The sequence below is a fragment of the Pseudomonas sp. PA-1-6B genome (assembly GCF_021609545.1).
GTDB classification, from domain to species: Bacteria; Pseudomonadota; Gammaproteobacteria; order Pseudomonadales; family Pseudomonadaceae; genus Aquipseudomonas; species Aquipseudomonas fluorescens_BV.
This window is the reverse complement of the sequence record NZ_WJZM01000015.1, coordinates 60,173-82,486: the sequence shown is the minus strand read 5'-3', so window position 1 is coordinate 82,486 and position 22,314 is coordinate 60,173. Positions and strand designations below refer to the sequence as shown.

Genomic DNA, 22,314 nt, shown 5'->3' with positions numbered 1-22,314 from the left:
ATGAGGTGATATCGACCCGTGTTGGTTTTTTTTGGGGCCAAGCAGCATGAGGTTTTTGCGGTAATTCCAGTTGCTTTCCCACGAGCGGCAGTCACTGATAGTGTTACCGCCCTGGGAGAGTTCTGACATCGAGCTACACATAGCAAGGCGCGTACCAGAGTCTTGGCCGAGTGGCTGTAACTGCGCTTCGATGGCAAAAGATTCAACCTTGCGACATTCTCTTAACAGATCAACCTGTCGCGCACCGTTCCGACGCACCTCATCGGAGCGCCCGCACACCTATGGAGCAGACATGACTGAACCCTTGATTCTTCAGCCCGCCAAGCCCGCAGACGCCTGCGTTATCTGGCTGCATGGCCTGGGCGCCGATCGCTACGACTTCCTGCCGGTGGCCGAAGCCCTGCAGGAAACCCTGCTGACCACCCGCTTCGTTTTGCCCCAGGCGCCCACGCGTCCGGTGACGATTAACGGCGGCTACGAGATGCCGAGCTGGTACGACATCAAGGCCATGAGCCCGGCCCGTTCGATCAGCCTGGAAGAACTGGAAGCGTCGGCAAAAATGGTCACAGACCTGATCGAGGCGCAACAGAGAACCGGAATAGACACCTCGCGAATTTTCCTCGCCGGTTTTTCTCAAGGTGGCGCGGTGGTTTTCCATACCGCGTTCAAGAAATGGGAGGGACCCTTGGGCGGTGTGATCGCCCTCTCCACCTATGCGCCCACCTTCGATAATGACCTGCAATTATCCGCCAGCCAGCAACGCATCCCCACGCTCTGCCTGCATGGCCAGTACGACGAAGTGGTGCAGAACGCCATGGGCCGCAGCGCCTACGAGCATTTGAAGAGCCGTGGTGTCACCGTGGCATGGCAGGAATACCCAATGGGCCACGAAGTGTTACCCCAAGAGATACACGATATAGGCACTTGGCTGACTGAACGCCTGCGCTGAATCCCGTGTTTATGTAGCCGTATGACAGACGCACTACGCCGCGCCCGATTCTTGCATTACACTGGCCGGCGTACATTCCTTAATCAATTAATGAGATGACCGTGCTCAAAGCACTCAAGAAGATGTTCGGCAAAAGCGAGGCTGAGCCGCTCGCGCCTGTTCCCAGTGCTCCTGCCCCCAAGCCTGGCAACCGCAATGACGGTCAACAGCCCGGCCGGAACGCGCCCGCCGCCTCACCGAACAAAACCACGGTGACGCCGCCTGAACAGGTAAAGCCTGCCGCACCCACCCCAGCGCCTGTGGCCAAGCCCCGTCGCGAACGTGCGCCCAAACCGCCCGTGACCCCCTGGAAACTCGAAGACTTCGTCGTCGAACCCCAGGAAGGCAAGACCCGCTTCCACGATTTCAAACTGGCCCCGGAACTGATGCACGCCATCCAGGACCTGGGTTTCCCGTACTGCACGCCCATCCAGGCACAAGTGCTGGGCTTCACCCTGGCGGGCAAAGACGCCATCGGTCGTGCCCAGACCGGCACCGGCAAGACCGCCGCGTTCCTGATCTCGATCATTACCCAACTGCTGCAAACGCCGCCGCCCAAAGAGCGCTACATGGGTGAACCGCGTGCGCTGATCATCGCCCCGACCCGTGAGCTGGTGGTGCAGATCGCCAAGGACGCCGCCGACCTGACCAAGTACACCGGCCTCAATGTCATGACGTTTGTGGGCGGCATGGACTTCGACAAGCAGCTCAAGCACCTTGAAGCCCGTCACTGCGACATCCTCGTCGCCACCCCGGGCCGCCTGCTCGACTTCAACCAGCGTGGCGACGTGCACCTGGACATGGTCGAAGTGATGGTGCTGGACGAAGCCGACCGCATGCTCGACATGGGCTTTATCCCGCAAGTTCGCCAGATCATTCGCCAGACGCCGCCGAAAACCGAGCGCCAGACCCTGCTGTTCTCCGCGACTTTCACCGAAGACGTGATGAACCTCGCCAAGCAGTGGACCACCGACCCATCCATCGTCGAGATCGAAGCACTCAACGTTGCCAGCGAAAACGTCGAGCAGCATATCTACGCCGTCGCCGGTGCCGACAAGTACAAGCTGCTCTACAACCTGGTCAACGACAACGGTTGGGAGCGCGTGATGGTCTTCGCCAACCGCAAGGACGAAGTGCGCCGCATTGAAGAACGCCTGGTGCGCGACGGCGTCAACGCCGCGCAACTGTCGGGTGATGTGCCGCAGCACAAACGCATCAAGACCCTGGAAGGCTTCCGTGAAGGCAAGATCCGCGTGCTGGTGGCTACCGATGTAGCCGGTCGCGGTATTCACATCGACGGCATCAGCCACGTGATCAACTTCACCCTGCCGGAAGTACCGGACGACTACGTGCACCGCATCGGCCGTACCGGGCGTGCTGGGGCTGCGGGTGTGTCGATCAGCTTTGCGGGCGAAGATGACTCGTACCAGTTGCCGTCCATCGAGGCGTTGCTGGGGCGCAAGATCAGCTGTGAAACGCCGCCGACGCATTTGTTGCGCGCAGTAGAGCGCAAACGCCCTTGAGCTGAAATGCGGAAAAAAAATGTGGGAGCGGGCTTGTGTGGGAGCTGGCTTGCCTGCGATGCAGACACCTCGGTTTTTCAGTCACGCCGAGGTGATGCTATCGCAGGCAAGCCAGCTCCCACATTGGTTTCTGCGTCTGGCTGGCTACTTCCAGCGATCCGCTGCGGCGTGGTCACTGCTGCGTCCTTCTACCCAACGCGGCCCCTCACTGGTGTTCTCCTTCTTCCAGAACGGCGCCCGCGTCTTCAGGTAATCCATCACAAACGCACAGGCATCAAACGCTGCCTGCCGATGCGCACTGGCCGCGCCGACAAACACAATCGGCTCGCCCGGTTCCAGCGCGCCGATACGGTGCAGCACCTCCAGCTTGAGTAACGGCCAGCGCTGTTCGGCTTCCACGGCGATCTTGGCCAGGGCCTTTTCGGTCATGCCGGGGTAGTGTTCCAGGAACATCCCCGCCACCTCGCGCCCGTCATTGAAGTCGCGTACATAGCCGACAAAGCTCACCACCGCGCCCACGCCCACGTTGGCCGCGTGCATGGCGTTGACTTCGGCACCGGGATCAAAGGCTTCGACCTGCACACGAATGGCCATGGTCAGCCTCCGGTCACGGGTGGGAAGAAAGCGACTTCATCGCCGGCTTGCACCGGCTCGTCCAGGCTGCACAACTCCTCGTTGCGCGCACACATCAGGCTCGCTTCGTTGAGCACGGCGAATTCCGGGTCAGAAGCCAGCGCGAGGCGCACGGCATCAACGCTGGCAAACTCACCTTCCATCTCCAGCGAGTCGAAACCCACCGCTTCGGCGTAGCGCGCAAAAAACAGTACGTTGATACTCATTGCTCATCCGCCTTGAAATGCCCGCTCTTACCGCCCAGCTTTTCCAGCAGGCGAATACTCTCAATGGTCATGCCGCGGTCCACCGCCTTGCACATGTCGTAGATCGTCAGTGCCGCGACGCTGGCGGCGGTCAGGGCTTCCATCTCAACGCCGGTCTGGCCGGAGAGTTTGCAGCGCGCCACGATACGAACCGCGTCTGCACCGTCGGCACTCAGCTCCACCTTGACGCCGGTGAGCATCAACGGGTGGCAAAGGGGAATCAAGTCACTGGTTTTTTTCGCTGCCTGGATCCCGGCAATGCGGGCCACGGCAAACACGTCGCCTTTGGGATGGGCGCCGTCGACAATCATTGTCAGCGTTTCGGGCAACATGCGCACCCGCGCTTCGGCCACCGCCTCACGGAACGTCACGGCTTTGTCAGTGACGTCGACCATGTGGGCGCGACCTTGGGAATCGAGATGAGTCAGCACAGGGATACTCCTGATCAGGAGCAACGATTGTAAACCTGTAGGTCAAATTTGCGCAGGGCTGTTTATTCCATAGATGACTGTGGCGCGGGAGCAAGCTCCCTCGCCACAGGGCACCAGTGCAGGGTTAGAAACGGAAGGTAAACCCGGCGTTGATCCCGTTGTTGTTACCGCGGTTGGACAGCAAGCCGCTGTAGTTCAGCGACACCAGGGTGTCTTTGGTCAAGGCCATTTCCGCACTGGCCTTGATCACCGCGCCATCCCGGGCGACGGGCACGCTATTAACGGCAAAAGCAGTGTCGCTGCCGGCAAACTTCAGCGAGGCTTCGCGATCGGTATCACCGAACTGATGCTCCCAACCCAGCTCACCGCGCAACGTCACTGCCAAGGTGGAGCTGACTGGCAACTGCGTATGCGCACGCAGGCCCACCGTAGAAAGTGTCGCGTCCTGGCTTTGCTTGCTGGCATGCAAGGCTGCAGCACCGCCTTTTTCCTTGAACGAGTCGCTCTGATAGTTCAGGTATGTGAGGTTGGCGAAGGGTTCGAATGGGGTCCACTGGGTGTAGCCGATCTCGGCAAACACTTGGTCGGTGCGTGCATTGTAATCGGCCTTGGCATAGTCCGACTGGTTGGCGTAAGCAACCCGCCGCGAAGTATCCAGACGGTGCCAGGTGGTAGCGCCGCCCAGGCGCAAGGCAATCGCCTCGAAGCGCTTACCGCCATACACCGACAGGTGATAGTTGTCGCTGTCCGCCGAAGCCGACTGGCCATTCAGGTGGCTCTGGGTATAACCGGTCGCCGCCCCCACGCGCCAGCCGTCGCTGACCTCGGTATCCAGCCCCAGCAACACCCCACTGGTGGACGAGGAATAGCCACTGGCGTTGTTGTCACCGCTGACGTTATTGCGCCCACCGAGCAGCTGCACCCAGCCGCCGTTGTCATGGCTATCGATCTGCGCGCTGGAATCCAGTGCCTGGGCCTGTTGCAAACGAGCATTGACCGCTTCGCGAAGGTATCGACTGTCGGCCATTTGCGCCGCTGCAACATCAGAATGCAGCTGCCCCGACAATCGCTTGAATGCATCCCGAGCCTGGGCAGCGGAATCGGAAGCCAACAGGCTTTCGTAAACCGGACTGCCGGCGCCCAGCTTCTCGGCCGCCGTCGCCACAGCCCGTTCGTTGCGGGTTTGCGCGACGCTGGCGAAGGTGGTCTGGTTGCGTGCTATCGCAAGGGTCAGTTGGTTCGGTTGGTAAGCGAGTTGCGTGCCGATGAACAGGTAGTTGGGCGCGAACGCCGCAAACTGGCCATTGATACCCTGGCTGGCGCTGAGGATGTTGAACTGCTGGCCCAACAAGCTACGCGCCTCAGTGGCGGACAGCAGGTTTGGGCTGTTCTCTAAAGACACGGTCACCACACCGCCATTGAGGGTTGCAACACCGCTGCTCTGGATTTGGTCGCTGCGGCCACTGGTACCGACTTCGACGGCATACACCGAGCCAGGATTGAAGGCCACGTCGCCAGTACGCAGTGTGCCAATCGAATGCCCTGGTGCCACGCGCCCGCCATTGTTGACGGTTAAGGCGCCCACCGTGCCGGTGCCGGCCAGGGTGCCGCCCACTGTGGTCATTACGCCATTGTCCACATTACGCGTGCCCACGGCACTACCATCCACCGTCACGGCAGAGGTCAACGCACCGTCCACCGACAATTTGCCACCGCGAACCCAGGTACTGCCTGAATAAGTGTTCTGGCCTTCCAATACCAGCTCGCCATCCCCGGACTTGACCAGGCTACCCACATAGGTGCTGCCAGTGAGCACGTCCTGGCCACGGGTGAGCATCGCCTGCTCCCTGGCATGACCGATCTCGTATTCGAACTGATCATCGGCCGAGGCATTGGCGGGCAGGCCATTGAGCCAGCCTTTTTGCTGTTTGGTGGCAGCCCAGGTCGCCTGTTCGGCAGCGCCTTCTACGCGGCGGGCGCGAATGGCTTCATCGGAAATCGGGTTGGCCCAGATATCGCGGGTACCGCTGGGCAACGCCACTGCCACAGCCCCGAGGAACTGCCCCGGCCCTTGCATGGCTTTTTGCAGGTTGGGCAAGCCCCAGCCACTGACCACACCTGGTACTTGTGGGACACCCGGCGCGGCATCGTGCACCGGTTGCAGGTTGTCGTAGGTGCGGCCTCCAGTCAGTTCGCCAACCGGCGTGTCCGGGCCATCCGGCGCTTGCAGGCTGGAGGTGGTCAGCAACACGTCCCGCGCCTGGCTGGGCGTCATATAGGGGAAGCGTTGCATCACTAGCGCCAAGGCCCCGGAGACGCTCGGCGCGGCGGCCGAGGTGCCGTTTGCATTCGGGATGAGTTCGCCCTCGGGGCCGGCAGACGGAATGCCCGACACGCCCATCACGCACCACCACTTGGACGTACCGCAGCGGTTATAGACCTGGGCGCTGGTCTCGTCATAGCCCGTGATCGAAAGGAACTTGCCTTCGATATCCGGTTTGAAAAACGGCAGGTTCGCGTTGGTGTAGGGGTTGGCTCCGTGGCTGTCGTTGCCCGCCGAGATGATCTGGATAAAGGTGTTCTGACGGGCCGCGTCGGCCATGGCGTCCATCCAGGTTTTTTGCCCTGCATGAGCCTTGTCCCAGAACGGGCGATAGGCGGCGGTCATGTCACGCAGGTTTTGCGCGGCGCTGTCGCCGACGTTACCGAAGTGGTTCTCCACATCATCGCGCGAGCTCTGCCCCCAGCTCTGATTGACAATCGCCACGTTCTTCGCCGCCAGGGCGTTGTAGCTGGCCATGAACGCGTTGTAGTCGAGGTCGTTGGAGCCTAGGTAGCGGTCGTTGTCGCTGCCGCCGGTGTTGGCGACAAACAGATTGGCGTCGAAGGCAATGCCGTGCATACCGGTGCCGTTGCGGCTGGCGGCCAGCACCCCGGACATTTCCGTGCCATGCCCGTCGTTGAACGCCGGGTCGTATTCCCCTGGAATACTGAAAGGCTCACCCTGCTTGAACTCGCCGCTGGGCACTTCAAGGCGGTAGCGAGGATGGGTGGCGTAGTACTCGCCCGTGGAGGTCACCGCCTGCACCCGGTCCTGGCCCTGGGCATTCTTGCCCTGGAACTCGGAGTGTTCGGTGAGGATGCCTGAGTCCAGCACGCCAACATTGACCCCCTTGCCGGTGATGCCCAAGGCATAGGCGTAATACGCGTTGGTGCGGTCCAGGCCGGAGTTGACCTGGGCCTCCGGCGTCTTCCAGGTTTGCGCGTTGGCACTCCAGTCACGGGTTACGCCCGCCCAGGAAAGACCAGCGTTCAATTGCCCGCTCAGGTTGCTGCTCACGCCCGGCTCTACGTAGGTGTAAGGCTTGGCGGCCGGCAAGTTGGCGATAATGGCCTTGGAGAAGTCGAGGATATTGGTGGTGTAACGGCCGCTGTTGTTGAACAGCTGGCTGCGGTAGTAATCCAGGCGCGAAGCGTAGTCCAGTGGCCGTCGGGTGTCGCCGAGCATGGCGCCGATGGTCAGGTTTTCGGGTTGCAGCTCGTAGTTTTGCTTGAGGGCCGAATCGAACTTGCCGGACTGGGCAGCGAAATCCTTGGCCGCGAGATCGACGATATCCGCGTAGGCAAACCTGAGGTTTTTGTACACGGCGGTATCAGGGCCGAATAAGGCGACGGCTTTCCTGAACGCCGATTCCAATACCTGCGAGGTGTAAGGATTGTCGTCTGCATTGGCCATGGAGCCGTGGCCCAGCCATAAGGCCAGGCCGAGTGCTATGGATGTAAGGGGTATGGTCTTGAAACGAGGGGTGCGATTGCGTTGTGCCACAGTGAAGCGATTACCTGCTACGTCCATTTTCCTTTCCCTTTGTATATGTGCGTCATCAATGAGCGGTGTTTCGGGCTTTGTAATAGGCAGGGTCACGGTGAAAACCCTGGACAGGTTTTCTAAACGTTCGTCGATTCAAGGAGGTGGTATTCCGACGGGGTCAAGCAGTGTTCTTATTGTATTTACCGCAGAAAAAATGTAACAAAATGATTACAGAGATCACAAGCACCCAGGATGCGTTAACGCAGGCAAATCTCGCACAGAACAAAAACCCCGGATTTCGTGAAAAATCCGGGGTTTTTCGCAGCGGTTTCAGCGTAGTTACAGGTGGGACTCGGCGTATTCAGCCAGGATCGAACGTGGTACCCCTTGCAGCGCAATGTGCACGCCGTTCGGGAAGTCCTTGAAGCGTTCCGTCAGGTAAGTCAGCCCGGAGCTGGTCGCGGACAGGTAAGGGGTGTCGATCTGCGCCAGGTTGCCCAGGCACACCACTTTGGAACCGGCGCCGGCACGGGTGATGATGGTTTTCATCTGGTGCGGCGTAAGGTTCTGGCATTCATCAATCAGAATCAGGCTTTGCTGGAAGCTGCGACCTCTGATGTAGTTGAGGGATTTGAACTGCAACGGCACTTTGCTGAGGATGTAGTCGACGCTGCCATGGGTGTTTTCGTCATCCATGTGCAAGGCTTCGAGGTTGTCGGTAATCGCCCCCAGCCACGGCTCCATTTTTTCCGCCTCGGTACCGGGCAGGAAACCGATTTCCTGGTCCAGGCCCTGCACGCTGCGGGTGGCGATGATGCGGCGATAGCGTTTGGTCACCATGGTCTGCTCGATGGCGGCGGCCAGGGCGAGGATGGTTTTGCCCGAACCTGCGGCGCCGGTCAGGTTGACCAAGTGGATGTCCGGGTCAAGCAGCGCGTAGAGCGCCAGGCTCTGGTAGATATCACGCGGTTTCAGGCCCCAGGCTTCCTGGTGCAACAGGGGTTCCTGATGCAGGTCGAGGATCAGCAGCTTGTCGACCTGGATCTCTTTGATCCAGCCCACGAAGCCCTGTTCATCGACAATGAACTCATTGATATGCACGGCCGGCAGGTTGTCGATCAACTGTACCTGATGCCAGGTGCGGCCGTGGTCCTGACGGGTCTCGACCTTGCTGACACGGTCCCAGAACGAACCGGTCATCATGTGATAACCACGCGAGAGCATCGACACGTCGTCGACCAACTGGTCGGTACTGTAGTCCTCGGCAGCGATCCCACATGCTCGTGCCTTGAGGCGCATATTGATGTCTTTGGTCACCAGCACCACGCGCAGGTCCTTGTCGCGGGCGTGCAGGTCGATCAATTGGTTGATGATTTTGTTGTCGTTCAGGTTTTCCGGCAGCAGGCTGTTGGGCTCGCTGCGCTTGCTCATCAGGATCGACAGCAAGCCCTTGGGCCCGCTTTTGCCACGCTGGATCGGCACACCGACCTCAACATCCTCGGGCGAGGCTTCGCCCAATGTCTTGTCGATCAGGCGGATGGCCTGGCGGCATTCGGCGGCAACGCTGTGGTGGCCGCTTTTGAGTTTGTCGAGCTCCTCAAGCACGATCATCGGGATGGCGACGTGGTGTTCTTCGAAGTTCAGCAGTGCGTTTGGATCGTGGATCAATACGTTGGTATCAAGCACATAAAGGATTGGCTGGTCGGAAGAAGGGTTACGTCCATGATCATCCATACTCGGTCACCTTTGTGGGAGCCATTCGACGCAATACCTGGGCGGTGCTGCGCCTCGATTCGACCACCGACCACACCTGAGTGACGTCAAGTGCAGTGCCCACATTAGGAGTCTTGGAAGACGCCACCTGTGCTGCAGGTTTCGGCGGTCTGACTTCGTAATACCGCAAAACCCATGACAGGAAAAAGCACTTTGACGCTTTTTTGAAGTTTATTTTTCAGGATGACGAATAGCACTAGCCGAGTGCCATGTACCCCGTTAAAGTCGGAAGTCCGCCTGCATCGAAATGTCGCAGCAAATCGCCCCGAAAACACCCCATCCCCAGCAAAGCCGGGCACTTCATCGAAATGCCTCGCGACACTCCTGCCAACCCAAGCCACTCTGCGCCGTAGCCTGCAACACCATCGGCAATGCCACCCGCGCCTTGTCCTGGGTGTCGTGAAACACGATCACGCCTTTGCGCCACAGCAGCATCAACGTCAGCACCCGTTGCGCCGACTCATCAGCCTTGAGCTTGCCCGGCTCGTCCTGGGAATCGATGTCCCATAACGCCACCTGCAAACCCTGTTGCTGGAAGAATCCCTGGCTGTCCGCGCGGCGCTGCCCATACGGTGGGCGGAACAAGGGCACATAGTTTTCCGGCATCAGGTTCTGTACCAGCCCGGCACTGCGGGTGATGGAGCTTTGCCAGTCGACCCAATGGCTGTGGGAGCGGTACTGCCAGCCCTGAAGCCCCACGCACTGCCCTTGGTACAGCGCCTGCACATCGGCGGCGGAACTGCGCTCCACGCGTGTTTGCAAGCTGCTGCCAAGGACAAAGAACGTCGCGTTCATCTTTTGCTTGCGCAGGTAATCGGTGAGCCAGTCGGTATTGCCGCTGACAGGTGCAGGGCCACCGTCGAAGGTCAGTAAAAACATCCGGTCATTGAGTTCATCACCGTTGCGCTCATGATCGCCAAAGCGCGCCACTTCACTGCTGATCTGCGGAAACAGCGCGGCCTTGCGCAGCAGCTCGTCCAGATAGCGTTCGTGAAAGTGCCGACTGGGCGCGGCCCAGCCTATATAGAAAGAATTGTCACTGACTTCGAACTTGCCGGCCTGCTCGCGAAGGTCGTCCATGTTTTCCACCAGGTAGCAGAACGAGGCGTCTTCTTCGCAGCTCTGCTGGGCGAATGTGTAGTTCTCCAACAGCCGTTGCCAGAGCTGGCGACGCAGGTCATCGATGGCGGCCAGGTTGATGATCTTCAGCCCCAGGCGTTGCTTGAGCGCCGCGTCGTCCAGGGCTTCGCTGGCGAGCAGGCCGTGGGCGAACATCAGGATCTCCGCACGCGAAGCCACATCGAACAGCGCCGGGCTGGCGAGTTTTTCCGGCCAGGTACCACGGTCCAGGCTCGCGACATCCACCGGCGCGGCCTGGGCATTCAGGCACAGCAGGCAAGCCGACAATAAAAGCGCTAATCGCACACGGGGTCTTCCTCTACAGAGTCGTCGGCCACTATAGCTGATCACGTCCGCCCAGATGGCATTGGCCAGGTTCGACGGGCCTCCGGTCGGCCATGACGGATAAGTCCTACAGCTATTGCTCCTCCAATAAGTAAGAGACCTCTTGATTCCCTCCACGCTATTGAAGGGCTCGCTTACGGCTTCCTAAGATCGGCCCATCTGCGGCTCTGCGAGCAGCATGTTCCCCATCGTGTCCCGGCTGACGGCAATTTCAATTGGCGGGTCAACAGGAAAAAAGGAAGCTCCATGCCCCGCCAAAGCGATATGCGCTTCACGTTCGAGCCCTTGAAAGGCGATGCCTTCGAAGTGGTTTCATTCAGGCTTGAAGAAGGCCTGTCCCAACCGTTCAAACTGCACTTGGAACTGGCCAGCCACAACGCCGCCATCGACTTCAATAACGTGCTCGACCTGGCAGGGCTGTTCACGATCTGGCGCGGCGAAATGCCGGTGCGCTACGTACACGGCCTGGTCAGCCTGTTCACTCAGGGCGACACCGGTTTTCGTCGCACCCGCTACACCGCCGTTATCGAACCGACCCTGGCGCGTTTCGACTTGCGCTCCAACTGGCGCATCTTTCAGGGCCAGACTGTGCCCGACATCATCACCAACGTGCTTGCCGAGCAGAAACTGACCGACATCCGCAGCGAAATCTGCTTCGATCACCAACGTCGCGAATACTGCGTACAAGCCGGCGAAACCGACCTCGATTTCATCGCCCGCCTCGCTGCCGAAGAAGGCCTGCTCTACACCTTCGAACACCGCGACGACGGCCACACCCTCGTCCTCACCGACCGCGTCGGCGGCCTGGGCACCATCGGCACCCACAAACATTGCCCCGTGATCTACCAACCCATGGCCGGCGGCGATGCCACAGAACCGGCCTTGACCCGTTTTCACTACACCGAACAAGTACGCACCGCCCGCCAGGTACAACGCGACTACACCTTCACCCACCCGCGCTACAACCAGCAGCACACCGCCAGCGGCGACCAGGAGCTGAAAAACCAGCACAAGGACTACGAACGCTACGACTACCCCGGCCGCTACAAACGCGACATCGCCGGCAAACCCTTCACCAAGACTCGGCTCACCGCCCTGCGCAATGACGCCAAACTGGCGCACCTGGCCGGTGACGACGCGCGCCTGCAACCCGGGCTGGCGTTCGACCTCAACGAGCATCCCCGCGAAGACTTCAACGACCGTTGGCGCCCCATCGCCATCACCCACGAAGGCAAACAGCACACCAGCCTGGAGGAAGAGGCGTTCGGCAGCGACCACGGCAGCTCTTATGAAATGACCGCCAGCGCCATCCGCTGGACCTCGGATTGGAAGGCGCCGTTGCGTGCCAAACCCTGCATCGACGGCCCGCAGATCGCCACGGTGGTTGGGCCGCCAGGGGAAGAGATTTATTGCGATGAATGGGGCCGGGTGAAAGTGCAGTTCCCGTGGGATCGCTCGGACAAAAACAACGATCACAGCTCATGCTGGATTCGTGTGGCTCAAGGCTGGGCGGGAGAGCTTTGGGGCGCTATGGCCATCCCACGTGTGGGTCAGGAACTGATCATCGGCTACCTTGATGGCGATGCCGATCAGCCTATCGCTATCGGTCGGGCATACCGGCAAACCAACCTGCCACCGTATGAGCTGCCCAAGCACAAGACACGGATGACCATCAAAAGCCGAACTCATAAAGGCGAAGGCTTCAATGAGCTGCGTTTTGAGGATGAACTCGGGCATCAGGAAGTGTTTATCCATGCCGAAAAGGACAAGAACGTCCACATCAAAAACAACAACGGTATTTTCGTCGGCAATGATCGCAAGGAGCGAGTCGAGCACAACGAAGCCATCTCCATCGGCGACCACCGCACCGAGGACGTTGGCCAGAACGAAACCATCAGCATCGGTGCCAACCGCAGCGTGACCATCGGTGGCAACAAGGCAGAGACCATCAAGCTGGCCAAAGCCGAAACCATCGGTTTGGCCAAGGCGCTGACCATTGGCGCGGCCTACCAAACCAGCGTTGGCGCGGCCATGAACACCACCGTGGGCCTGAGCCAAAGCGAGCAGGTCGGCATCCACAAATCGGTGGCGGTGGGCAAGAAATTCACCATCGACGCCGGGGATGAATTCAAGGTCACGGTGGGCAAATCCACCTTGGTGATGAAATCCGACGGCACCGTACTGATCAATGGCCGCACCTTCGATTTCAGCGCCAGCGGCGCGGTGCAGATCAACGGCAAAGACGTGGATATCAACTAGGGGGCGTCATGGAATTTCGCAATCTGACGCCTTTTGATGCGCTGTGTTTCAGTGCGCTGGGCATGGACGACCAAGAGTACCCGGTGCTGGTTTTGAAGGTGGGCTATCGGTTGATACCCATTGACGACCAACCGGGGCAGTTTCGGGCCGAGGTACTGGATGAGGATCCGTTGGCCCTATGCACCGCTGATCGCTACTACGGCGAGGAAGGGGCAAGCAGCGTCTGCGAGGAAAGCGACCTGGCGCCATTCAAACCACGCTGTGATGTGATCGTTGCGGGCCATGCTCATGCGCCACAAGGCCAACCAGCAACGCAGTGGACCGCCGGGCTGCGCATCAGTGCGCCGCTGGCGCCGCCGCCCAGCATCGAGGTGCCCCTGCCGACGCCGCTGAGTCCCGGCGAACGACTGACCGAGTATCAGCTAATGGAATGGCAAGCCGCCCGGCAAGAAGCTTTTAAGCGTCGGGCCGACGCGCCGAGGCGCCATTACTTGCTGGACAAGCAACTCAGATTCACCGGCCCTCGCCACTTCCGTCACAGCTTGTTCGGCGGCTGGCAATTGTCCGAGCCTCAGCCCGCAACGTGTGTTCCGCTGCGCTGGGAATATGCCTTCGGTGGCAGCAGCGTAGTGCCTAATCCCGAGCACGCGATTGATGAAAACACCCCGCCCTATCTGCTCAACGAAGTTTGCTACAGCAACCCACTGGGCTGCGGCTGGATCGACAAGCGTCAAGAAGACCTTGGCTATCAACTGGACAAGCCGCTGCGCGAACTTCCCGCGCCACAGATCGAGCCCATCGACAAACCGGTGTGGCGTCTGGATCGGGTCAAACACCCCGAGGATGAACCGGACGCCCGTGGCATGGCGCAGCTCGCGGCCAGCTACAAAAACCAACCGGTTGGATTCGGCGTGGTTGGGCGTGCCTGGGCGCCTCGCCTGCCCTTGGCCGGGAGCTATGACGAGGACTGGCAGCGGGAACGCTGGCCGGGCTTGCCACGGGATTTCGACTTTGCCTACTGGAACGGTGCGCCGGTTGATCAACAGATCGAATTTCCGCCGCCCGCGTTTCGTCTTGAACTGTTCAACCTGACCGCCCCTGGCCTTACGCCCGCCGGCACATTGTGCGTCGAACTGCCCGGCCATCGCCCGTTTGTCCTAATGCGCCTGCACAAAGGCGCCATGCTGCCGCTGCCCATGCTCACCGACACCCTGCGCATCGACACCGAAGCCATGACCTTGGCGCTGACCCACCGCATCAGCCTGCCCAATCACCTGGGCATTCGCGTATTGGAAGCACGCTTCGAGACGGATCCGAATGCACCGCTGATCAAACGCGCAGCAAAGGAGGCGCTCTGACATGGCCGATAACGTCATCGCTCGCAAACAAGGCAAATGGAAGGTCGTCAGTATCGTCCCCGACGTGTGCAAGACGCCGATGGGCAGCGCCACACCACCGGTGCCCTACCCGGTCACTGCCGAGCTGAAAACCGCTACCGGCGTGGCCAAATCGGTACGTGCCAACGGCAGGCCAGTGGTGGTGTTCGACAAGAGCCTGGTGCCGACCACCAAGGGAGATGGAGCCGGCGCCGCCAAAGGTATCAAGAGCAACACCGTCGGCGGCAAATGCTACCCGTTGGAGAAGAGCAGCAGCGTACGCGCCGAAGGCAAGTTGGTGGTGCGCCATGACGACAAGTTCTGGATGAATGGGGCTTAGCGCATGGCCGAACCAATCAACCTGGCACCGGTGCGGGTGCATGCGGTCAGTGTACCCGTCCGACGTCCTGCCGACAGCATCGCCGGCCCGGACGAAATGATGCTACAGCTCGGCGAGAACGGCGGCGTGCAAGTCGACCTGTTTGGGCGGGATGCACAAGGTAATGAACTGCACGAAAGCCGGGAAATGCAGGAGTATGAATACGAGGAAATGCGCAAACGCTACTTGCGCGCCGAATTGGCGACGATGCCGCCGTTCAGTTCGTTCAAGAGTGGCAATACCATTGGGCGGGTGGTGGGTGAGACGGTGCCGGCTCAGGTGTCGGTCAGCGAGGCCAATCCACCGATTGAGGCTGAAACCGAAGAAGAAGCCATCACCGGAGAACAGATCCTAGATGGCATCCAGCTGGGCTTGGATGTGGTGGGTCTGATCCCCGTGGTCGGGGAAGTGGCCGATATTGCGAGCGGTATCATTAGCCTTTTTCGCGGGGACTACGTAGGCGCAGGTCTCTCGCTGCTCTCGGCAATCCCGTTTGTTGGCTACGCGGGCGCCGCTGGCAAGGCCGCCCGATACAGTGCGAAGATGGCCGAAGCGTCGGGCAAAACGGGTAAGGAGGTTGTTGAGAGAGAGACGAAGGAAGCGGTCGAAAAGAGGGCAAAAGAGGCGGCGGAAAAGAGAGCAAGGGAAGAGGCAGCATATAAACGCGATCTAGAAGCTAAGGATGGACAAAACGGAGCAAAAGTAAAAACACGTAAAAATAGCAAAGAGAAAGGAAAATGCGGCGAATGGCTCGCATCTATGGACATGATTGCGGATGGTTTCGATGAGGTGATCAGTGTTGAAAATAACTCCGGTCACGGCGTGGACCTCATCGGAAGAAATAGTAGGACGGGAGAAGTCAAAGTTTGGGAGGTCAAAACCACCGACGGCACCGCTCCAGGTCGTCTCAGCGAGGCTCAGAGGAGCCTAGGAGGTGAAGGCTTTACAAATGATCGACTTGCGAAAGCTGCCAGAGGGAGCGGTAACTACGGCAAAGTTCCGGCCGCGATGCGCAATGCTCGAAAAGCACAAGGCTGGTTACAAGATGCAAAAAAAAATAAACTTCCTCCGACATACGAAAAGTATGATGTATTTATAGATGATCTAGAGAAAGGGTGCAGCAAGCATCCCAACCGACCGGCAAAACCTACAACTTGGTAACAAGAGAAGCAATAAGGGTATAACAAATGAATTCGACTACAAACATAATTAAACTTGATAAAAAAGTCAGAAAATGGATATACAACTGGATCAGCACCTCCACACCAAAAGAATTATTCCTAGATGAGCCGGTAAGCGCATTTACCGACTATCTGAATGGGCAAGATATTGCGCACACTCTTGGAGATCAGGCCGAAAATTTAGCAACCTGGCATCTAATTCACTATGAAAGCACTGCACTTAACAACAATCATGACTTTAGAGAACTGGCAAATGCATCGTTCTATTATGGCCAAATGCTTGAGCTAAAAGAAACATTGGCCAATAGCGGAAAAGGCGGATCAGTTCTCCCGGCCGTGTCGGCACTTTCATTTTCCCTAGCAGCAATTTTGGGCTGGAAGAATCAATGCGCGCTACGATTCAACATAATAAGAAGGGGCCTAGATACGCCGCTACTAAACCTCCAAAACAATGAAAAACATCAAGCAGGAACGCTATTTCGCCACTTCTGGTTTCTGATAGAACTCTACGCAAAAAGCACTAACAAAGACATAGACACATCACCATACTCGTACCCGCCAGAACTCTCCCCTTACCAGCAAGCCCTCAACAACTGGGACACTGCAGACCAGGCACTCTTACAAGTATTAATTTCTTCAATGGCGGACTTTCACCTTTCAAATGCAAGAACGCCACCACAGGATAACGTGCTTGAATTTGATTATGAAGAACGTATGCTCTTCCCATACGAAATTCTTGCATTTCTCAGAATTCGAGAGTGGGCTAACCTTAAAAACCCATCAAGCTTTGATCACCCGCTAATGCAACACCCACTAGCTCAGCTACCTGCTACTCTCATCGAACAAAATAATGAACACTTTAATAATGTAATTGATAAATTCAAAAAAGAGTTTCCTATTGACAATTGAAAGCCGCAAGGACGAAATCCTTGCACGCTAGCCTCTAAGCAGTTGCCGCTATTCCCTTTGCAGGCGATGCGTTAAAAGGCGGTGTACTTATTGAAAAAGGCATCAACAAGCCGGAGCTCAGGGTGGCAGGGAGATATTCGGAAGAGCTGCACTTGTCGTTGAAAAAAAGGCAATAGATCTACCTTTACCTAAAGGGAAAAATGGCGGGAAATTTTCAGGTATGAAAAGTTTTTATTACGCCCTTACAAACCAGGCACATGCAAAGCAAAAGGTTTGACAGGCCATCATGTCGTACCAGACCCCGCATTCAGACGAGGTCCACGCCAAGGCCCCAACAGAAAACGAATCCCTGAAGGTATCCCACCAGGGTCCCGTGGGACAGTCGGCGCGGGTGACTTCTAAAGGAAGTTAAAGATGTCCTCAAAACAACCAAATTCGCTGATTATGAATACTGGATCAGCAATCAACAGGGACATGTATTACATGTCATGCTCATTCGTAGATCGCACTTTTGACGAACCTTATTCTCGACTTTTTTTCTACCAAGACAAGAATAAGGACAAGTGGTTCTATCATGACCTGCCAGACTGGCATGTGGTCTCAACCTGCTTCCCTCCGCCGACCTCAGGAGCAACACGTAAAATCTACGCACTCAGCGAAGAAGGCTACATTGAGTGCTTTAGCAGAGATGCAATTAGCGTTGAAAAGATACAAGATGCCGGCCTCGACCCATCCAGCAAAATGTATGGATACGTCAACAAAATAAAATATATAGATGGTCAGTTGTATAGCTGTGGCCACAGAGGACAGATCTATAGAAGAAACGAGTCCGCCTGGGAGCATTTTGATGATGGCATACTTCAAAAAAACAAGTTAATCATAGCAAACACTGACATGAGCTTTATGGAGAGCGTAAAGCTTTCCATAGACCAAACCCTTGACTTGTTTGATATAGACGGTTCAACGGGCGATATCTACGTTGTCGGAACTGATGGCTTTCTAGCAAATCACGATGGAGCCCAATGGCACAAATTACCTCGCCTAACAGCCGCTGACCTTCATTGTATCTATATCTCATCCTCTGGAATTGTCTGGGTCGTTGGTTCACAGGGGACAATAATCAATGGGAGCGCACGATTGGGTTTTAAAGTGCTCGCCCGAAAGAAAATAGATGCTGACTTTTATTCAGCAACTGAATTCCAAAATAATATCTACATCGGAGCCAATAACGGCATTTACAAACTTATCGACAACACAATCAAAAAGATCGACATCACAGCTAAAGAGGTCAGCTCCATCGAGTCAAAAGACGGTGTCTTGTGGGCACTTTCATCTGAAAAATTACTGCGTTTTGACGGGGTTCGCTGGGACGAGTTCGTCCACATAGATAACTAACCGCGTCTACAAGTCTAATAACCACCCTCCAAAACTATGTATTTTTTGAGGACATACCGGAGGCAAACCATGAATGAAGAGCAGTTTTTCAAAGACTTCGATGCCCATCGATGGGACTTTACCATTGTCGACCAAGAATACGAAGAGCAGCCGGTCCTTCAAGTTGGGTTAGTGGTAACTTTTTACCTGGCAGATGCTTACCTTCCAGCTCGCCGAAAACACATTGCTGAGGCGTTTGAGCTTTATTGTAGGCATTTCGGTGAAAAACTGATTTGGGGATACATGGGCAGTGAAAAAATAATAAAGCAAGATTTTTGCTCGCAAACGATGAACAGATACCTTTCTTACATTCAATCTGATGGATTTTCTGACTCGGCGTCTTTTATGTGGTCATCACAACAAGGGTTCGAGCATCCAGGGAAATACATGTTCGAAGCACTACTTCCAGTGGAATGGTTCGAGCGAATTCACAGCGCGCTAACAACAATAAGATTCTATCTTCCAGTAGAAGAACTAAAAAATAATGGAGGCATTAACTTTGAAAAACTCATTGTAGACATGTGCAACATTTTACGCCCTTTGCATGGATCCGCAGGACTGGGCATTCAAAATAGTTACGAAATACAAAATTATCAGCACGTTGAATATGAGCTATTAGAAAACTATAGGGGCTTAGATTTAACGCTCTTGATTGCAAACGAGAGCTGGCGCACCGGCTACAGCAACCTCAACTGGTATACCTACCTTGCCCACCATTGGGTAAGCAAATTAGGGACAACCGAGGATTTGCTCGAACAACTCAACGACATACGCATAGGCATTTTGCCTTACGAATGGGGCACCATTTTTCGTGCTGGAGACTGGCCTGCCCTGGGCAAAGCGGATGTCGACCCTCGCCCCGAGCTATATGTGATGGTCAATGAAGTGCTCAAACCCTTGCGGGTCAGCAATATTGGCTCATTGCACTACGGCTCGATTGCCGGTGAGGTGCGCCTCAACGAGCGCACCAGCAACCAATGGATGCGCCGTTTTGACCGTCCCAGCGACTCCCCGAGGCCCCCGCCTTCACCGCTTTATCGCCGTGTATCAGCAGCGGAGCAACAACAGCTGAACGCTAGCAGGCAGATGCTTGATGACCTTTTCAGCCAAGCCCCTGACGATAAATTCAAACTGTAATCAACCCTTCTGGCTTCAGCTATTTCAGGCTCTGTCGCCTTCACTGGCAAGGCCTGATCATCGGCAACGGGGTCGGCGTCGACCTCAGTGATTAATTGCCGGATTTGGAGCAGTTGTGCACGACTGGAGAAAAAAATGACTGATCCCACACCCAGCAAAAACATGCCTGCAACAGGACATAACAATCAGCTCTTCAACTACTTGCCACAGGACGCCAGTAACGAAACGGCCGCCCTCAGCGTGGAGCAAGCCAAGCCGAAGCCGCCCGTACTGCTGGCAGACCCTGAATACGATATACGCGGCGTGGCCTGGAACCCGCTGTGCGACGCCGCCACGCCGCTGATCGGCCTGGTCATCCGCCTGCGCCGTCTGGACCACCACAATGACGTACCGGCGCTGTACCAAAGCGTCAGCAACCAGATCATCGCGATCATGGAAGAAGTCCGCAAGCTCGACTACGACGCCAGCATGCTCAAGGCCTATTCCTACAGCCTGTGCCTGTTGGTGGACGAAGTGGTCATGCGCACCACCTGGGGCAGGCTCTCTACCTGGAGCGCCCGCTCATTGCTCAGTCAATTCCACGGCGAGACCCAAGGCGGCGAAAAAATCTTCACCATCATGAACAACATGATTCCCGAAGCCGCCAAGTACCAGCATGTGCTGGAGTTCATGTACCAATGCCTGATCTCCGGCCTCAAAGGCAAATACGGCGCCCATAGCAAGGGCGATGACGAAATACACAAAATCATCGACCAGTTGCACGGTCTGCTGCGCCCTCTTCGTGGCGAAACACCCAAGCGCCTGACCGACCCGCTGACGAACGTCGCGCCGCGCAACTACCGGATCAAACGCACCTGGCCATTGTGGACGCCGTGGGCCATGGCCGCCGTAGTACTGACGGTCGCCTACACGGTCTACTCGATTCGCTTGAACACCATCACCCAGCAAGTATTGGCGTCTCTGGAGCGGATCCTCAGCCTCTAGCCGTTTTCCAGAGCACTCGTCCAGTTGTCGTATCAGCGCCAACATGTGCCTATCACCATCATAGGTGGAGTCAAAACGCCCCAACCCCTAGAATCGCGCCCACGCTACACGCCACGATTCCAGGAGCCAACTTCATGCTGATGGTGATTTCCCCCGCCAAAACCCTCGACTTCGAGTCCAAGCCGGTCACTGCGCGCTTCACCCAGCCGCAGTACCTGGACCACTCCCAGGAACTGATCGAGCAACTGCGCGAACTGAGCCCGGCGCAAATCAGTGAGTTGATGCACGTCTCCGACAAGATCGGTGGCCTCAACGCCGCGCGTTTCGGCAGTTGGACGCCGGCCTTCACTCCGGACAACGCCAAGCAGGCGCTGCTGGCGTTCAAGGGCGACGTGTATACCGGCCTGAATGCCGAGACTTTCAGCGAGGCTGATTTCAGCTATGCTCAGGACCATCTGCGTATGCTCTCGGGCCTGTACGGCCTGCTGCGCCCGCTGGACCTGATGATGCCGTATCGCCTGGAGATGGGCACCAAGCTGACCAACGCCCGCGGCAAGGACCTTTACGCGTTCTGGGGCACGCGCATCAGCGAGTGGTTGAATGAAGCACTGGCCGAGCAAGGCGACGATGTGCTGCTCAACCTGGCGTCCAATGAGTATTTTTCGGCGGTCAAGCGCACGGCCTTGAAGGCACGGATCATCAACACCGAGTTCAAGGACCTGAAGAACGGCCAGTACAAGATCATCAGCTTCTACGCGAAAAAAGCTCGGGGCATGATGAGCCGGTTTGTGATTGAAGAACGCATCAACGATCCGGCCAAGCTCAAGCAGTTCGATGTACAGGGCTATCGCTTCAATGCGGAGCAGTCCAAGCCGGATAACCTGGTGTTTTTGCGCGATCACGCACCGGAATAAGGCCTGTACAGCCACCAACATCAACTGTGGGAGCTGGCTTGCCTGCGATAGCGGAGGGTCAGCCGACTCACATGTCGCTGATACACCGCTATCGCAGGCAAGCCAGCTCCCACATTTTTTGCCTGCATTTCACCCCACCAATCGTCATTTATTTGACGTCAAAAAATATCAAGACACATCTCTAACAATTTCTTCACTCGACACTCGTCGGTTTTTTTCGTAGTGGCACCACTTTTTTTTAACGGTAGTGGCACAAAACTACCCTCTCGCACCAACTCCCCATAACTACTGGCCTAAATAGCAAGTGCTATCAATATAGTACTAGTGCCATCTTTTCTAATATTTCAAAAAATTACCAGAAAGGGGATGAGCGGCCCGGAACTTCATCCGGAAGCACCGCTCATACCACCGGTAACGAAATTCTCTGTTTACGTAAGAGATGACTTACATACCGACCAACGGAAGTAGCCAAGTTGTCATAAAGCACTTTGGCTCGAGGGTCATATCATCAACTGATTGAGTTGAGGGCGGCGATAAGGACTCATTGCCAACCCCCTAAAGGCCAAGGCAGCGCTGACCTAAATGAGCCAGTGTTAACACCCAAGGCATTGATATTAAAAGGCTTATTGCCTGTATCAAAGCCCTGCGGCACTGGCGCCGGACCCTTCCGCCATGGAAAACCGGCTGCATTTCAGGGCAAGCCCCAATAATAAGGCCACGTTGCGCACAACTTGAGTGCAATAGTTAGTCACTCGTTATTCAACATGCCTGCACGCGGTAAGTCGGCGTCTATTCGCCCAACTTTCGCGGCATCAGTGACGCTTGCAAACATGAACTCCGGCCATCTAATGGCATGATTTAAACATAGAGGTAATT

Annotated in this window: 17 protein-coding genes; 11 read left to right on the top strand and 6 right to left on the bottom strand. The window is 56.8% G+C overall.

The genetic code is table 11. From position 1 onward, the window contains the following. Positions 1 to 292 precede the first annotated feature (292 nt). Both GIV35_RS10000 and rhlB read left to right on the top strand, forming a co-directional pair. Positions 293 to 949: an alpha/beta hydrolase gene (locus tag GIV35_RS10000; protein WP_105225836.1), complete on the top strand. Its 657-nt coding sequence runs from the start codon at positions 293 to 295 to the stop codon at positions 947 to 949. 95 nt (positions 950 to 1,044) lie between these two features. Next, positions 1,045 to 2,511 (top strand): ATP-dependent RNA helicase RhlB, encoded by a 1,467-nt coding sequence (rhlB, locus tag GIV35_RS09995; protein ID WP_105225835.1) that lies wholly within the window; start codon positions 1,045 to 1,047, stop codon positions 2,509 to 2,511. Between the two features lie 144 nt (positions 2,512 to 2,655). On the opposite strand, the gene moaE is transcribed toward rhlB, so the two are convergent. The 6 genes from moaE to GIV35_RS09965 form a co-directional block, all read right to left on the bottom strand. Then, positions 2,656 to 3,105, bottom strand: a complete 450-nt coding sequence (gene moaE, locus GIV35_RS09990; RefSeq protein WP_105225834.1) for a molybdopterin synthase catalytic subunit MoaE — start codon at positions 3,103 to 3,105, stop codon at positions 2,656 to 2,658. Between the two features lie 2 nt (positions 3,106 to 3,107). Continuing rightward, positions 3,108 to 3,350, bottom strand: coding sequence for a molybdopterin converting factor subunit 1 (gene moaD, locus GIV35_RS09985; protein ID WP_073524183.1), 243 nt, complete (start codon positions 3,348 to 3,350; stop codon positions 3,108 to 3,110). Next, positions 3,347 to 3,820 (bottom strand): cyclic pyranopterin monophosphate synthase MoaC, encoded by a 474-nt coding sequence (gene moaC, locus GIV35_RS09980; protein WP_105225833.1) that lies wholly within the window; start codon positions 3,818 to 3,820, stop codon positions 3,347 to 3,349. The genes moaD and moaC overlap by 4 nt, the downstream gene beginning before the upstream one ends. Positions 3,821 to 3,944: 124 nt before the next feature. Continuing rightward, positions 3,945 to 7,673, bottom strand: coding sequence for an autotransporter domain-containing protein (locus GIV35_RS09975; RefSeq protein WP_236264379.1), 3,729 nt, complete (start codon positions 7,671 to 7,673; stop codon positions 3,945 to 3,947). Positions 7,674 to 7,967: 294 nt separating this feature from the next. Beyond that, complete coding sequence (locus GIV35_RS09970; RefSeq protein WP_005785025.1) at positions 7,968 to 9,362, bottom strand: PhoH family protein; 1,395 nt, start codon at positions 9,360 to 9,362, stop codon at positions 7,968 to 7,970. 339 nt (positions 9,363 to 9,701) lie between these two features. Next, a complete protein-coding gene (locus tag GIV35_RS09965; protein ID WP_105225831.1) occupies positions 9,702 to 10,826 on the bottom strand; it encodes a polysaccharide deacetylase family protein in 1,125 nt (374 codons plus the stop codon). A 285-nt stretch (positions 10,827 to 11,111) separates the two neighbouring features. Here GIV35_RS09965 and GIV35_RS09960 point away from each other — a divergent pair, with 285 nt between their 5' ends. From GIV35_RS09960 to yaaA, 9 genes are all read left to right on the top strand, one after another. Next, positions 11,112 to 13,124 (top strand): type VI secretion system Vgr family protein, encoded by a 2,013-nt coding sequence (locus GIV35_RS09960; protein ID WP_213152709.1) that lies wholly within the window; start codon positions 11,112 to 11,114, stop codon positions 13,122 to 13,124. An 8-nt stretch (positions 13,125 to 13,132) separates the two neighbouring features. After that, entirely contained in the window at positions 13,133 to 14,482 is a 1,350-nt protein-coding gene (locus GIV35_RS09955) for a DUF2169 family type VI secretion system accessory protein (RefSeq protein WP_223023298.1), read from the top strand. A gap of 1 nt (position 14,483) precedes the next feature. After that, positions 14,484 to 14,840, top strand: coding sequence for a DUF4150 domain-containing protein (locus tag GIV35_RS09950; protein ID WP_213152712.1), 357 nt, complete (start codon positions 14,484 to 14,486; stop codon positions 14,838 to 14,840). A gap of 3 nt (positions 14,841 to 14,843) precedes the next feature. Further along, positions 14,844 to 16,040: a hypothetical protein gene (locus GIV35_RS09945; protein WP_236264378.1), complete on the top strand. Its 1,197-nt coding sequence runs from the start codon at positions 14,844 to 14,846 to the stop codon at positions 16,038 to 16,040. 26 nt (positions 16,041 to 16,066) lie between these two features. After that, positions 16,067 to 16,969, top strand: a complete 903-nt coding sequence (locus tag GIV35_RS09940) for a hypothetical protein (RefSeq protein WP_236264377.1) — start codon at positions 16,067 to 16,069, stop codon at positions 16,967 to 16,969. A gap of 414 nt (positions 16,970 to 17,383) precedes the next feature. Then, on the top strand, positions 17,384 to 18,364 hold the full coding sequence (locus GIV35_RS09935; protein ID WP_236264376.1) for a hypothetical protein: 981 nt from the start codon (positions 17,384 to 17,386) through the stop codon (positions 18,362 to 18,364). A gap of 69 nt (positions 18,365 to 18,433) precedes the next feature. Next, positions 18,434 to 19,540 carry a type VI immunity family protein gene (locus GIV35_RS09930; protein ID WP_213152718.1) on the top strand — a complete coding sequence of 369 codons (1,107 nt, stop codon included), beginning with the start codon at positions 18,434 to 18,436 and terminating at the stop codon, positions 19,538 to 19,540. 135 nt (positions 19,541 to 19,675) lie between these two features. Continuing rightward, the gene (gene icmH, locus GIV35_RS09925; protein WP_236264375.1) at positions 19,676 to 20,524 is read left to right on the top strand and encodes a type IVB secretion system protein IcmH/DotU; all 849 of its coding nucleotides are present in this window, start codon (positions 19,676 to 19,678) and stop codon (positions 20,522 to 20,524) included. Positions 20,525 to 20,658: 134 nt separating this feature from the next. After that, positions 20,659 to 21,438: a peroxide stress protein YaaA gene (yaaA, locus tag GIV35_RS09920; RefSeq protein ID WP_236264374.1), complete on the top strand. Its 780-nt coding sequence runs from the start codon at positions 20,659 to 20,661 to the stop codon at positions 21,436 to 21,438. The last annotated feature ends 876 nt before the right edge of the window (positions 21,439 to 22,314 follow it).

Coding starts and splice junctions, on each gene's coding strand:
- icmH (WP_236264375.1), top strand. CDS start 19,676: ATGACTGATCCCACACCCAGCAAAAACATGCCTGCAACAGGACATAAC.
- GIV35_RS09945 (WP_236264378.1), top strand. CDS start 14,844: ATGGCCGAACCAATCAACCTGGCACCGGTGCGGGTGCATGCGGTCAGT.
- moaD (WP_073524183.1), bottom strand. CDS start 3,350: ATGAGTATCAACGTACTGTTTTTTGCGCGCTACGCCGAAGCGGTGGGT.
- GIV35_RS10000 (WP_105225836.1), top strand. CDS start 293: ATGACTGAACCCTTGATTCTTCAGCCCGCCAAGCCCGCAGACGCCTGC.
- GIV35_RS09975 (WP_236264379.1), bottom strand. CDS start 7,673: ATGGACGTAGCAGGTAATCGCTTCACTGTGGCACAACGCAATCGCACC.
- GIV35_RS09960 (WP_213152709.1), top strand. CDS start 11,112: ATGCCCCGCCAAAGCGATATGCGCTTCACGTTCGAGCCCTTGAAAGGC.
- moaE (WP_105225834.1), bottom strand. CDS start 3,105: ATGGCCATTCGTGTGCAGGTCGAAGCCTTTGATCCCGGTGCCGAAGTC.
- rhlB (WP_105225835.1), top strand. CDS start 1,045: ATGACCGTGCTCAAAGCACTCAAGAAGATGTTCGGCAAAAGCGAGGCT.
- GIV35_RS09930 (WP_213152718.1), top strand. CDS start 18,434: ATGAATGAAGAGCAGTTTTTCAAAGACTTCGATGCCCATCGATGGGAC.
- GIV35_RS09970 (WP_005785025.1), bottom strand. CDS start 9,362: ATGGATGATCATGGACGTAACCCTTCTTCCGACCAGCCAATCCTTTAT.
- GIV35_RS09935 (WP_236264376.1), top strand. CDS start 17,384: ATGTCCTCAAAACAACCAAATTCGCTGATTATGAATACTGGATCAGCA.
- GIV35_RS09940 (WP_236264377.1), top strand. CDS start 16,067: ATGAATTCGACTACAAACATAATTAAACTTGATAAAAAAGTCAGAAAA.
- GIV35_RS09950 (WP_213152712.1), top strand. CDS start 14,484: ATGGCCGATAACGTCATCGCTCGCAAACAAGGCAAATGGAAGGTCGTC.
- yaaA (WP_236264374.1), top strand. CDS start 20,659: ATGCTGATGGTGATTTCCCCCGCCAAAACCCTCGACTTCGAGTCCAAG.
- GIV35_RS09955 (WP_223023298.1), top strand. CDS start 13,133: ATGGAATTTCGCAATCTGACGCCTTTTGATGCGCTGTGTTTCAGTGCG.